This is a genomic window from Paenibacillus sp. PK1-4R, from assembly GCF_030369595.1.
Classification (GTDB): Bacteria; Bacillota; Bacilli; order Paenibacillales; family Paenibacillaceae; genus Paenibacillus.
This window is the reverse complement of sequence record NZ_CP126535.1, coordinates 2777803-2791261: the sequence shown is the minus strand read 5'-3', so window position 1 is coordinate 2791261 and position 13459 is coordinate 2777803. Positions and strand designations below refer to the sequence as shown.

At 45.7% G+C, this 13459-nt stretch carries 10 protein-coding genes and 1 pseudogene; 1 reads left to right on the top strand and 10 read right to left on the bottom strand.

The features are described 5' to 3' along the window. Window positions 1–245 precede the first annotated feature (245 nt). Window positions 246–1070, top strand: a complete 825-nt coding sequence (gene tgl, locus QNO02_RS12400; protein WP_289392195.1) for a spore coat transglutaminase TGL — start codon at window positions 246–248, stop codon at window positions 1068–1070. Window positions 1071–1253: 183 nt separating this feature from the next. Here the strand turns inward: tgl and infC are convergent, their stop codons facing one another. From infC to QNO02_RS12350, 10 genes and pseudogenes are all read right to left on the bottom strand, one after another. Continuing rightward, window positions 1254–1745 (bottom strand): translation initiation factor IF-3, encoded by a 492-nt coding sequence (gene infC / locus QNO02_RS12395; RefSeq protein WP_091031425.1) that lies wholly within the window; start codon window positions 1743–1745, stop codon window positions 1254–1256. A gap of 121 nt (window positions 1746–1866) precedes the next feature. Beyond that, a complete protein-coding gene (locus QNO02_RS12390) occupies window positions 1867–2799 on the bottom strand; it encodes a manganese-dependent inorganic pyrophosphatase (RefSeq protein ID WP_289392192.1) in 933 nt (310 codons plus the stop codon). 256 nt (window positions 2800–3055) lie between these two features. Further along, the gene (locus tag QNO02_RS12385) at window positions 3056–3808 is read right to left on the bottom strand and encodes a metallophosphoesterase family protein (protein WP_289392191.1); all 753 of its coding nucleotides are present in this window, start codon (window positions 3806–3808) and stop codon (window positions 3056–3058) included. 99 nt (window positions 3809–3907) lie between these two features. Further along, window positions 3908–4915 (bottom strand): LLM class flavin-dependent oxidoreductase, encoded by a 1008-nt coding sequence (locus QNO02_RS12380; protein WP_036670607.1) that lies wholly within the window; start codon window positions 4913–4915, stop codon window positions 3908–3910. 236 nt (window positions 4916–5151) lie between these two features. After that, window positions 5152–7089, bottom strand: a complete 1938-nt coding sequence (locus QNO02_RS12375; protein WP_289392189.1) for an LTA synthase family protein — start codon at window positions 7087–7089, stop codon at window positions 5152–5154. 115 nt (window positions 7090–7204) lie between these two features. Beyond that, the gene (locus QNO02_RS12370; RefSeq protein ID WP_289392188.1) at window positions 7205–9559 is read right to left on the bottom strand and encodes a putative PEP-binding protein; all 2355 of its coding nucleotides are present in this window, start codon (window positions 9557–9559) and stop codon (window positions 7205–7207) included. A 262-nt stretch (window positions 9560–9821) separates the two neighbouring features. Continuing rightward, window positions 9822–10007, bottom strand: a pseudogene (locus tag QNO02_RS12365) (hypothetical protein); the annotation flags it as partial. 86 nt (window positions 10008–10093) lie between these two features. Then, on the bottom strand, window positions 10094–10411 hold the full coding sequence (locus tag QNO02_RS12360; RefSeq protein WP_289392186.1) for a hypothetical protein: 318 nt from the start codon (window positions 10409–10411) through the stop codon (window positions 10094–10096). 135 nt (window positions 10412–10546) lie between these two features. Then, entirely contained in the window at window positions 10547–12013 is a 1467-nt protein-coding gene (locus tag QNO02_RS12355; protein ID WP_353959110.1) for a helix-turn-helix domain-containing protein, read from the bottom strand. Window positions 12014–12315: 302 nt separating this feature from the next. Then, a complete protein-coding gene (locus QNO02_RS12350) occupies window positions 12316–13320 on the bottom strand; it encodes an ABC transporter substrate-binding protein (RefSeq protein ID WP_091031442.1) in 1005 nt (334 codons plus the stop codon). Window positions 13321–13459: the final 139 nt, after the last annotated feature.

Genomic DNA, 13459 nt, shown 5'->3' with positions numbered 1-13459 from the left:
ATGTATTCCGTATGAATAGATCGACCTGAACATAACTTCATCTATAGAGTACTACCCCAAATGCCATGATTGATAAACGAGATCGGACAAAATCCCTGCATGAAGCGACATTTTTAATTTTGAATGCTGACAACTTTCATTGTGTACATACCAATTCGAACACATCACGTCATATACTACACAATACCCGTGCTCTCCCGATTATACAATGTTGAATATTCGAATAGGAACGGAGGTTATGGATCATGATCATTGTTGCTAATCACCCCGCCCAGCTGAACCGCTCGGAATGGTCTGCTTTTGAATGGCATTGGTTACAGCAACTCCAGAATCGGCCTACAAGGTATGTGTACCAATCCATGGATCATCTTCGTTTTGAATGGGACTTGAGGGGCTCTCTCGTGGATGCAGCGGAAGGATTGGATCGAAGCGGTGTGAGTTTTGCATCCTTTGAGAAATCCAGATGTAATCCTGCCTACTGGGATCGTAATGCGGAAGGTGGGTTCGAGCTAAGATCAAACGTGACACCCGCCGACGGTATCCGGGATATCTGGAGGAATGGACACTTATATGCCTTTGAATGTGCAACAGCTACCGTTATTGTGCTGTATGGTGGCGTGCTGGGAAGCATTCGCGAAGACGCCTTTAATTCCCTGTTTCGAAATCTGTTACTCTTCGACTGGCATTATGACAGTGACCTGCGATTAACCGAAAAAAACGGTAGTGAAACCGCCCTTCCAGGAGATGTGCTGTATTTCAAAAATCCGGATGTTTCTCCGGAAACCCCCGAGTGGCAGGGAGAGAATACGTTCATGCTGCGTGAGAACTGGTATTATGGTCATGGCATTGGTATTGCACGCGGCGAAGAAATTATACGTACCCTGAATCAGTTCCGCGTTCCAGGTAGCCGGGTCTCCGCCTACTTAATGGATATGGTGATCTATCCGGACTTCTTTTATTTATCCCGATTCGCCAAAAACAGCCAGAATAATATGGCCGCTGGTTCCACGCCTGTATTACCTGGGCAGTTATATGTACGTCTTGGTGGCAGCCGTTATTTACGCAGCTGAACTACTGAAACAGAAACGGCTTTTGCATTAAATTGGACGACACCTCAATCCAAGTGATGACAAACAAGCCCAATACAGCAGCAGTTAACCTGCCACCTCATTGGGCTTTCTTTACATCCAAAAAATCATTACTGTATCGACATTCGTTACCTTTGTGCTACACCGAGGATCGCTCCAGGCAGTTTACGCATTAGGGTCCAGTTGCACAACAACCTGTTTACCACTTACCTGAACACCTGTCGTTTTGCTACCGAATTCAGCCAGCGATTTGCTCAGTTGCTCAGCCCACTCCTTGCCTGCAACTCCTTCTTTGGCTCCATGCACCTGGATGACGAGTTTTACCGAATCACCCTTCTTCAGAATGCGCTCCGCCTGAGATTGCTTCGTATCCCGGTCGTGATCCTCCATCGCAAGGTTCAAGCGAATTTCCTTTACTTTACGTTTATCGGGGGATTTACTCGCTTTTTTCTTCGCCTGCTGCGCTTCTGCTTTGGCCGCTCCAGCTCCAATCAGCTTGCATGGCGGTGGACTTGTCATCAAGGACAAGCACACCAGATCTACTTTATGTTGCTTCGCAAGTAGAAGTGCTTCCTGCGTTGACATCACACCCAGATCTTCACCATTTAGGCCGGTGAGCTGCACTTCGGCCGCTTTGATCTTTTCATTTTTAATCATGATTCTTCCTCCTCTACATCAAAAGCCTGTCCTGACCATTTACGGATCAGAGCAGGCTAAGGATGGTGTTGCTACTTATTTGTAATACATATCAGCGTATGAATATGCCAATCGGTTTGATTTACAGCGTGTTGAATGCTTCCGTCAGAACCGGTACAATTTGTGATTTGCGTGATACTACGCCTTTCAAGATAGCTCTGCTATCAGACAGCGTCACATTGTAGGCTTTCTCCACGGCTTTAGTGGATGTACCATATGCCAAAGCTACAGAATCGTTGTTCAGAATGTCTGTTACGACAAATACAAACAGGTCGAGACCTTTGCTGGAAATGATTGCATCAATAGCGGCTTCAAGCTCAGGTTGCTTCACGAGAACATCATTCACGTCAACGGCATTAACCTGTGCAATTTCCACTTTGGATTGACCCATTACAAATTCTTTTGCATCCAGGGAAATTAGTTCAGCAATTGTTTTTTTGCTCAGATCCGCGCCGGCTTTCAGCATGTCCAGACCATAGCTGTCTGCATCTACACCAGCAATGGTAGCCAGTTCACGCGCAGCGGCTACGTCCTGCTCTGTGCAAGTCGGGGATTTGAACAACAAGGAATCGGAGATAATCGCAGACAACATCAGGCCAGCAATTGGTGCACTCACTTCGATGCCATTTTCTTTGTACATTTTATTCAAAATGGTTGCTGTGCAACCTACAGGCTCTGCACGGAAATACAGAGGTCCGCTTGTCTCAAAGTTAGCAATACGGTGATGGTCGATAACTTCAACGACAGTCACTTCCTCAATATCGCTTACACTTTGCTGACGCTCGTTGTGGTCAACCAGAATAACTTTGTTTACTTCATTTGCAGCTGTTTTAATCAGACGTGGTGCTGCGATTTTGAATTGATCCAGTGCGAACTGGGTTTCACCATTGACTTCGCCGAGACGCACAGCTTCAACGTCCTGACCCAACTTTGTTTTCAGATCCGCATAGGCGATTGCCGAACAGATCGTATCCGTGTCGGGATTTTTGTGACCGAAGATTAACGCTTTCTCCATATTTATAGCCCTCCGTCAATTCTCATTTAGAATAATACATGTCATATTTTAATCATACCCTACTGATTATAGCGCTAATAAGGCTTAATTCCAATCCTTTTACAGCGAATTGATTGCAAATCATTCTCAGGTAAGTCATTTTGGAAAATAGCCAAACTTGGTTCATTACCCTCAAGTCGATATGATATGTATCGTATTTATTCATCGTACAACCTTATAAAATTAGCATACGAAACCCTGATACGCAACGAAAACATTAAATCTCAGGCTCTTCCGCGCTCTGCCCTTGTCGTACAAAAAAGGTCTGTAGACTGCCGTCTTCGCTAATCTCCAGCAGGTTCAATTGCGCTCCGTAGGCACAACCACCGTCAATGCCAATTTTGTCTCCGCTCGGGTCAAACCAAATGCCTGTCTCATCATGCAAATGCTTCACGGGGGTGTGGCCAAATACGACCGTCTCTCTAATCGTCGTTGGTCTGGAATAGAATGATTCACGAATCCAAATAAAGTCCCGCTCGGACTGGCTTCTCCAATCCTCGATATCCGGATTGATCCCGGCATGCACAAAAATATAACCCGGAATTTCGTACACCAGCGGAAGCTGTTCCAGGAAACGAAGATGATGTTCATAGTGTGTACGTATCCACTGTTTGGCTTCAGCATAAGCTTCCCAATCTATCTGTTGCTCATCATAAGTAAGCTCCAGATCCAGATAACTTGCCATCGTCTGTAGTCCACCATTACGAATCCAGTGTTGATCATATTGCTCAACATCCTGGGTAAGCGCCTTCACCATCATGGCATCGTGATTGCCTTTGATCACCATAATATGGTGCTGTTGCTGAAGCTGCATAATCTGTTCGATGACCTGTCTGCTACTTGGACCGCGATCCACATAATCACCGAGTAAAATCAATTCATCCTGCTGCGGATTATAATCTGCAAGCTTAAGCAGTGCATTAAATTCATCGTAACAGCCATGAATATCACTAATGACACATCTGCGCATGTGAATCTCTCCTCTCCCTGATCACGCAAGAGTATAACCGGAACCTTGCATGAGCAAGATTCCAGTCTGTTTAGAGTAGTTATTCCCGCTTGCTTACCATTAGTCCTGCTTGAGTCCAAAGGCTTCTGCAATCAAGCCAAATGAGCGCAGACGTGCTTCAAACGAATGAACCGCTGATGCAATAATGACTTCATCTGCTTCATGGCGTTCTGCCATTGCGGTAATTTTGTCTTTCACCTGATCTGGTGTTCCCACGATGGAAAAAGAACGACGTTGACGGATCTGTTCCATCTCCATCGCTGTGTATGGATAGTTGTTCACCGTCTCCAGAGATGGGAAGGAACTTTGTTCAAGACCTCGTCCAAGGCGTAAGAAGAAAAGTTCATTGCTGCGTGCAAGTTCAGCCGCTTCTTCCTCTGTCTCCGCGCAGAATGCCGAGACAGCAATCATTGAATGTGGTTTGTCATTCAGGATGGACGGCTTGAAATGTCTGCGGTAATGTTTCATCGCTTCTTCGCCGCCTGGTGTTCCGAAGAATTGGGCAAACGCATACGATGTCCCTTGTGCCGCAGCAATTCTTGCACCTTCGGAGCTGGAACCCAGCAACCACACTTCGGGTACCGTGGGAACCGATGGTCCGGCTACCAGAGATGCAAACCGATGATCCTCGGGCAATTGCTCATGGAAGTATCCACCCAGATCCGCAATCTGTTGCGGAAAGAATTGTACATTCGATGATTTCCCCTCATTCAGAGCTCTGCTGGCAATTGGCATGCCACCTGGTGCTCTGCCAATTCCAAGGTCAATCCGCCCCGGATGCAAAGCTTCCAGCAGACGGAAATTCTCTGCAACCTTATAGGCACTATAATGAGGTAACATAACGCCACCGGATCCTACGCGAATTCGATCCGTATGTGCAGCCACATGTGCAATCATAACTTCAGGACTGGAGAAAGACAGCGCACCACTACCGTGATGCTCCGACATCCAGAAGCGGGAGTACCCCAATTGATCTGCATGTTGTGCGAGTTTCACCGTTTCCTGCAACGTATCCTGTACACTTCGTCCTTCGTTGATATGTCCATGTTCGAGTACACTCAGTTTCATATATATTCAATCCTCTCGTCTGTTAGGTTCATAAGTACTTTGAATATGAGATCTGCGAATATTACGCGCTTTTGCTCACTTCATTCTTGCTCATCCCATTGTAACATTAATTATTACAGTTTCAAACTTTAGTTATCCTCTTTATTACAACACTTGTGCAAGAAACATGCAAAAAAAACGCCACCAGCTTTTGAACTGGTGACGTTTTTGATCTGACCTATTGCAGAAAAATTGATTTATGGTGCACGTTTCGGTAACAACTTCACATACTCGTCAGACAGTTTCATCAGGCTGAGCACATGTTCATAATCGGCACGATACGGTTCCAAATCCGTTACCGATTCATAAGTCTTCAGCGAATAGGCTGTTCCATCGTCAAAGCCCGCACCCGGGATAAACATAATGTCATCGTTGACAAATGAACCCGTCGGCAAGTAATACCGGATACCGAAGGCATTGTGGTCCATGTTGAGCAAATCATGTCCGAAGGCAGTGAATTTCTCATCCTGGAGCGAAACTCCCATCAGATTCATAATCGTTGGCAACATATCCAACTGACCGCCTGGCTGCTCAATCAATTGCCCTTTGGTCTGTTTCGGCGTGTGAATCATGAACGGGATGTTAAATCGACTTACTTTACCGTCATACGGGACGCCCAGATTGGCCTGAATCTGCTGTGTAATCTCTTCGTCAGCAGGCAGACCAAAGTGGTCTCCGTAGAGCACTAAAGTAGTATTATCCCATAATCCGTTCGCCTTCAACTCATTAATGAGTTGACCGATGGCATAGTCCGTATAGTTGATTGCTTGCAGATAATCGTGAAGCAATTTGTTCGTGATGGTCGCAGGAATCGTAATTCGTGCACGATCAGCGGGAACCGTAAACGGCGAGTGGCTCGATGCCGTAATGAACTGAGCATAGAACGGCTGATTCGCAGCCTGATGCGCAGTCATTTTTTCCACACCTACACGGTACAACTCTTCATCCGATGGTCCAAAGTCATTGAATCTGTCATTCTCGAAGCTGGGCTTGTCGAAGTAACGAGTGAATCCGAGTGCCGGATACATCTTGTTCCGGTTCCAGAAGGTAACGTCATTGACGTGGTACGTCTCGGACTCATATCCTTCTTTCCCCAATAACTTGGGAAGACTCGGCAGTTCGCGGTCACTATACCCTGCTGACATGGGAACAACTCCGGTTGGATAGATAGACGTGTTCGACATGAACTCCGCGTCTGATGTGTTTCCCTGTCCGATCTGTTGGAAAAAATGAGAGAAATAATAGCTTTCTTTGGCCAGATCATTCAGTACCGGTGTTAACTCCTGACCGTCTAATGAAGCATTAATCGGGAAATTCTGAAAGGACTCCAGTTGCAGTACAATCAGATTGCTGCCTTTGGCCTGACCAAAATATTTGGCTTTCACAGCTGAGCCGTTACTTGGTTTATCCTGATACGGATATTTGCTAACCAGCTCATTGATCTTAGCAATTGTTTCGTTAATGTTACCATTCGCAATGGCCTCATTCTCTTTGCTCGTCAGAATGGCAGACGATACCTGATAGTTCAGGAAACCGAGATTCTCCGCCCGAACCAGTTCGTTATCAATCGTTTCACCTTTGACAATAAAACTGCCAGACAGCACGATGCAGAACGCAGCGGTAAGCGCAACGCCGAGCTTGCCCCAGTAACGTCTGCGAATTCTGCCAAACGTCAGACCGCTATCGCGGTAACTGCTGCGGTTACGTCCGCCGGAACGTCTGTGCATAATCAACCATATTGGCAATGCCAGTACGATGTCTGCAAAAAACAGAAAGTGCTCCGGTCGTACCAGTGGTCCGATACTTCCCCGTACTTGGGCAACTTGCCCCAACTCACTTAGCGCGGTATAGGTGGGTACCGAACTGAAATGAACGTTATACAGCGTAGCCGCGAACAGCACCAGAGAAAACAGAACATTGAATCCTCCGTATACTGCTCGCTTCCAGCCTTTGGGCACGATCAGATCCAGCAGGCATACCACAGTTAGTGCGCCTAATGCGTCAGTTAACAGACCGATACCGGACAGACCCTGGAAAAAGAAATACCGCAGCAGTGACAGCTTCAGCAGCATAAGAATGAATAACACGGCGAATAAGGTCCGTGATGAAGTTCGTTCATTTTTGGAATTATACATGGTCGCTTTCAACCCTTACCCTGAAATTTTACGTTCATTTTACAAAACGCATATTTCAGTATAACAGTTTTCCGGTTGCTATTCCATGGAAGTTCCGTGTAGGACAGGGTGAGCGTTACGCAATTGTAGATATATCCGTTTTCTGCGTGTCTGCTCCCTCTCTCTGTGCCTTAATGGCTGCTTGTGCAGCAGCAATTCGTGCATATGCGATCTGTTCAGGCAAACAACTTACGTAATCCATACCAATGCGGTGACAGAAGGTTATGGACTCTAGATCCACAACATTTTCTCCGCAGATCCCTGTCTTCAGATGAGGTTTTCGAATTCGACCTTGGACTACCGCCATCTCAATCAGTTGTCCGACTCCCTCAATGTCCAGCACATGAAATGGATTATTCATTACCGTACGAGAGTCCGTATCCAGTTGAATGAATCGCTTCTCGGATTCATGGCGACTATATCCAAATGTCATCTCTGTCAGCTCATCCGTGCCAAACGAGAAAAAGTCTGCCTGGCGAGCAATGTGAGTCGCCGTCAGCGCCGCTCTCGGAGCTTCGATCATCGCCCCCACTCTATAGAGACAATGCCGCTTCTCCTCACCAAGCACTTGGTCAGCCACATGATCCACCAGATCTCTCATCACCTGAAGTTCATGCACATGACCGATCTGCGGGATCATAATCTCGGGACGTACCCACCAGCCTTGCCGGATACCTTTCACCGCTGCGCGAAAAATCGCTTCCAGCTGCATATCAACGATCTCCGGGAACACCGTACTCAGCCGACAAGCCTGTTGCCCCAATGTCGGATTATGTTCATGCAATTCACTGACTCTGCGAATTACACGTTCCAGTTCCTCCAGTTCAATCTGATGGTCTTTTTGCTCCTGCCACTCCTCTGCTTGTAACCACTCACGTCGTTTCTCCAACACTCCCCGATCCGGTAGCAGTTCATGCAACGGCGAATCGAGCAAACGTATCGTTACCGGGTATCCATCCATCGCTTCGAATATCTGTTCAAAATCAGACTGCTGCATCGGCAACAGACGCTCCAAACCACGCCTGCGTTCGGATTCACTGTCTGCCAGGATCATTTTTTGTACAAATGGTAACCGCGCAGGTGATAACAGCATGTTCTCCGTCCTGCACAGACCTATTCCCTCAGCCCCCAGTATCCGTGCTGTTATGGCATCTTGTGGTCGATCAGCATTGGCCATTACCTTCAGCTCTTTCACTTCATCAGCCCAATCGAGCAGTAGTTGCAGATCTGCTGATAAAAGTGAATCTGAGTTGTTATAAGCTGGACATTCATCATTAGTTACTGGAAAATTTCCAGTGCTCGCTTCGTTGATAGAACTAGGATTTGTGTAAAGCTTCTGCACTTCCGTTATATGCGCAGGTTGGATGCGAAGAAGTGCATCCTCCTTGGTGATGAATCCTTCATGGACAAAATCCACGGTACTCCTCAGTGTGGCTGTGGAGGATAATCGTGCGGGCTGAGTCTGCGCAACATACATCGCGCCGGATTCAATCACAAAGGTGATTTCCTGCACTTCTCCCTTATGCGTCTCCAACTGGCTACCTATCTCCAGCAAACTTTTGTACAGCTCAAGTTCGTCATTCCGTAAACGCTCCAGACCATGATCTGTTTGGCTCGCGTTCCCGGTTGGGACGTATTGTCCAGTGATTCCCCTTCCTCCTGTAAGTGGACTGCGTGTATACAATGTTCCGGTACCGCTTGATTCTCCACATTTTCCATGCATCATCGTCTGTATAAGAACAGGAGCGCTTTGCTCCGAAGAGATGTAATATGATTTACGCATGATCTCGTCCTGAGATCTGGATGCTTTACTACGCTGTGAATGATATACCGCACGTACTGCTTCTTTGAATTGAATTTGAACATCTTGAGGAAAAGGGTTCCGCCCCTCCCCTTCGATTAAATATTTAAAGTGTGTAATGGTTAATTCAAGTTCCGTTTCATCCCGACCCTTGACATGACTCGATATTTCTGTGAAAAATTCAGACGGAATTGCATACACCAGCTGTCCATATTCCTTTAAGTAATCTAGATAACATCGGAGTGCATACAACCGATCACCGGTTTGACGTGCGAGTCCTTCCACAGTAGCATCATTAAGACCAACATTGAGCAGTGATCGTGTCGCAGTTGCTGATGCTCGATCCTGGTCCGTACGTACCGCGAGTAGTAGCGGATTCTCCGAATGTCCGAAGAACTTCCCGGTTTGCTGTTCCAGATGCCGGATCGCGTTAATAATCTCTTCCTCTCCTTCACCGGAAAGATGTCCAAGACGGGTACAGAACTCGCGACAGCATTCCGTTGTGACCACAAATCCGGCTGGGACAGACCACCCTGCATGGATAAGTTCTGCAAGATCAGCCCCTTTACTGCCCATTATCCCTTTCATCTCTGCCGTACCTTCTTCCAACAGAATTACCCGTTTTGTCATTACAGCTCTCCCATCCGCCATTCATGGCTATGCTTGAAGACTTCAAACTCTGCGTTACAGATCAGCCTTCATTCTAATGGTATGTCACAATCGTTCAGTCAAGGACATCCGCTTTTGCATTTTGTGCTCGTTATCCAGTTTTTTTGTAAACGCTACACTAAAATAAGTTAAAACAAGCCTTTCGGGTAGTTGCATTGGCTCATTCATCACTGTGAAGCAAAAAGAAGCCCCTTTAGCCTAAGCTGAAGGAACTTCATATTTTTTAGTATTCACTTACCTCAAACGTCAGCACCCGATCAAACAGGATATAATCCTTCCGACTCTTAAAAGGTCCTTTGTTATTGTCGTGTTTATCGATCGCATACGAAGCTTTTCCGCTTCCCGCTTGCTTGGCTTCATACCAGTCGATGAAATCATTTACTTCTTTCATGCTTAGGTCGAATTCTTGAAATTTTATTTTTTTATTGGATATAAAAAGAGCCCAAGAAGAAAAAACATCTTCTTGCGCTCCTAAATTGTAAAGTGATGAATTTGCTATTCCCATTCACCTTTTTTGACGTAAGTTGCATCATAAGCAACAATTACATTCGTTTTATCTGTTACCTTTTGTACATCATCGAAAACAACTTCTTCTTCGCCGTAATCTACTAAACTCGAATCAACTTTTTCGAAGATCCCACAATCCTTCACATAAATTACATCTGGATGGTTAGAATCATATCTTAAACTTTCAGGAAGATCTTCACCCGAAATTTCATGCGATTCGGCGACCGCAGTCGTCGATATTGCTGTAACAGGAATCATCCCAATAACAGCTACTACTAAAATTGAGGCCCAGATTTTTTTCCGCATAGGAAGTTCCTTTCTTGAATCTCTATTTTTCCTATATCATACAATAAATCAGATTAGTGGAACATTTTTTTTGATTTTGCTTCGAGTTTAATTTAATTATTGAACCAGCTTGTTTGTAGTTTTAGCTCCCATCCCTCAAGCCATGAACCGCAATACATCCTCAATTTTCTTCCCATGAGAGATCACACCATAGTTCATCCAACTCATGAAATCCACTTCGTACACATTGCCACTCTTCACCGCAGGCAGGTGCTTCCATTCGTCCCTGTTGAGCAGTTCGCGCTCATCTCCAGGTTTAGCAGAATTTCCAGTGTCAAATGTAATCAACAAGTGATCCGCATGAAGCTGACTTAACTGGTCCAATCCAATGAAAATCCTCCGCTCGTGTCTTGTCCATTGCTGCACACGGGAGTGCGGAGTCAGTCCAAGATCCTGATAAATTACAGGTCCGACATAGCCCTGCTGATCCCCATAGAGAGTAATATCCGACGCGGATATACGCAAAAAAGCTACGGTTTCTCCACGCATATAACGCGATAACCGACTCTTAGCCTCTGATGCCTTGTCCTCATACGCACCAATTACATCTTGAACCCGATTCACCTTCCCTAAAACATCGGCTGTCGATCTTAAAATGGAGCGCCAGTCCTCTCCCAGATGATCTACGTAAAATGTAGGTGCTACCTGCTCAAAACGGTCCAGATTCCATCGATCATGTCCCTTGTTCAACATGATAAAATCAGGTACATTATCCAGATTAAACTGCGCATCTTGCTGGCTCACATCAAATTCAGGTACGTCATCCAACCCCAAATATTGCTGTTTTCCCCAGGAATGATGCGAACATTGCAATACGGGTTTTACGCCAAGAGCCAACACAAAGTCTTCTAGATACGGAGCAAAGACACGAACCTCTTGACGGTGATGACGGCGGTATAACCCAGGTGAAATACCAGCATATTGCTTGAAACGGCGACCAAAATAATACTCGCTGCTAAATCCCACATTTTGAGCAATTTCATGGATGCGATCATCCGTCAGCTGCAATAGTTGCTTCGAGCGTTCAAGCCGAACCGCATTTACATATTCAAGCGGGAGCTTACCCGTAATTTTTTTGAATTGCCGAGTGTAGCTGGCTCTTGTTAGACCAATATCTGCTGCGAGCTCATCCACGGTTATGGTCTGATCATAGTGGTCGCCAATATAACGAATTGAACTTTGAAGACGGGCACGGTCATCGGGTACTTCTGTTTCGGGGACACTCTGGCGAAGCAAGGCACGGAACCACTCCTGGAAACGAAGCTGTACCTCCCATTGCTCCAGCCAATCGTCAGTGACCTGTTGACGCAGTATTTGTTCCAAGGCTTCCAGACAGGAACTCCACGGACTGTAGCTGAGTTGCATAAGCGGTAATAATGTCGGAGAATCTGGACTTTGGGAATGTTCCTGCTGCTCCCCCGTGTTTCTTCTAGACAAAGCGTTCGAAGTCTCTTCGCTTAACTCAGCCACCATCAGATCAAGCTTATAGTACTGCAATTCACTTTCTGTCCAAGGCGAACCTTCTATTTTAACGGATGTTCCAGCCGGAACAAACATAATCATTCCTTTCTCCAGATGAGATTCCCGATCTGAGCAAACTATTGAACCTTTCCCAGACGTTACAACAAATATGGAGTGTGAAGTCGACATTCTGTATAACAAACGTTTATCGATATGAGATTGATGGTGATCTACGTATTCCATATGCTGAAGTGAGCATAGCCAGGGCTTGGGGATCAGTTGTATTATGGTGTGGCACATGTTCATCGTCCTTAACTGAGAATTATTATCATTTAAAATAGTGTATACGAAAAAAGAAAGCTCTTCAACCCTGCTGAAGAACTTTCTTTCTTATGAGATTATTCTTATGGAGTCATTTTTTCCAAAATATCATCTATTTTCATGGAATTCGCTGTAATCGCACCTGATTGCCAATGTGATCTTTCCATGATGTACACCTGATTGTTCTTAACGGCCGGAAGAGATTTCCACAATTTGCTGTCAAGTACCTTCAAGGCTTCCTTGTTCTCAGGAGAAGACCATTCTCCATTGGAAGGGAAAATAATAAGATGATCTGCATCAAGTTGCGGCACGGCCTCCTCAGACAGAATTTCCTGATATTCTTCCATCTTGCTAACCAGAGGATGTGGTGTTAGACCAAGCTCGGAATAAATAAATCCGGTAAATCGATTCTTCACACCGAACAACGCCAGTGTGTCATCGTTAACATTCAGCCGGACAACTGCGACAGTCTCGTCTCCAACCGCTTCCTGCAACTTCGCCTTAGCATCTGCAATCTTGGCCTCAAATGCCGCAGCAACTTCTTCACCCTTTTCCGGTTTCCCTACAACATCGGCAATGGTTTTCAAAACTTGATTCGAATCCTGCAGTACGCTCTCAGGCAGACGATACGTCGGTGCCACCTTGGAATACATCTCATATTTCTCCGCATCCGCTCCACCATCTACAATAATAAGATCCGGATTATATTCCAACAAAGCCTCAATACTCCCTGTAGTATCAAATTTCGGAACATCCAGTTCTAGATAATCCTGCACGCCCCACATCGGATTATACCACTGCACGACTGGTGTAATATCGAGCGCCTTCAGATAATCTTCCACATATATTCCAGCAATCCGCTGTGGCTGAACCGGAATCGTCACATCTCCAAATTCATCCTGTACAACTCGTGTCGCAGGCTCTGTCTCGTTTCCAGAAGTATTTTCTCCAGAAGCTGCACTTTCAGTTTCAGTTGCAGGAGTCTGTTCCGCATTCGTAGCGGTATTTGTACTACATCCTGAAATAACCAGACCCATGAGCAGTAATGTAATTGTCCACCCTTTGAAACCTTTAACTAAACCTACCATGTTACCCTTCACCCCTATGTGATCTGTTGATGTAACCGTGAGAATGTTTCACATATAATGATTATCATTCTCATCGATTGCTTAGGTGAATTGTACCTTATGCCTCAGCCGACCCACAATGTACATTTGATGCTGTTTT

What these genes read in the sequence shown, in the direction of transcription:
- infC (WP_091031425.1), bottom strand. Translation starts at nt 1,745, where the DNA reads ATGATTAAAAATGAAAAGATCAAAGCGGCCGAAGTGCAGCTCACCGGC.
- QNO02_RS12355 (WP_353959110.1), bottom strand. Translation starts at nt 12,013, where the DNA reads ATGATTATGTTTGTTCCGGCTGGAACATCCGTTAAAATAGAAGGTTCG.
- QNO02_RS12350 (WP_091031442.1), bottom strand. Translation starts at nt 13,320, where the DNA reads ATGGTAGGTTTAGTTAAAGGTTTCAAAGGGTGGACAATTACATTACTG.
- QNO02_RS12380 (WP_036670607.1), bottom strand. Translation starts at nt 4,915, where the DNA reads ATGAAACTGAGTGTACTCGAACATGGACATATCAACGAAGGACGAAGT.
- QNO02_RS12370 (WP_289392188.1), bottom strand. Translation starts at nt 9,559, where the DNA reads ATGACAAAACGGGTAATTCTGTTGGAAGAAGGTACGGCAGAGATGAAA.
- QNO02_RS12375 (WP_289392189.1), bottom strand. Translation starts at nt 7,089, where the DNA reads ATGTATAATTCCAAAAATGAACGAACTTCATCACGGACCTTATTCGCC.
- tgl (WP_289392195.1), top strand. Translation starts at nt 246, where the DNA reads ATGATCATTGTTGCTAATCACCCCGCCCAGCTGAACCGCTCGGAATGG.
- QNO02_RS12360 (WP_289392186.1), bottom strand. Translation starts at nt 10,411, where the DNA reads ATGCGGAAAAAAATCTGGGCCTCAATTTTAGTAGTAGCTGTTATTGGG.
- QNO02_RS12385 (WP_289392191.1), bottom strand. Translation starts at nt 3,808, where the DNA reads ATGCGCAGATGTGTCATTAGTGATATTCATGGCTGTTACGATGAATTT.
- QNO02_RS12390 (WP_289392192.1), bottom strand. Translation starts at nt 2,799, where the DNA reads ATGGAGAAAGCGTTAATCTTCGGTCACAAAAATCCCGACACGGATACG.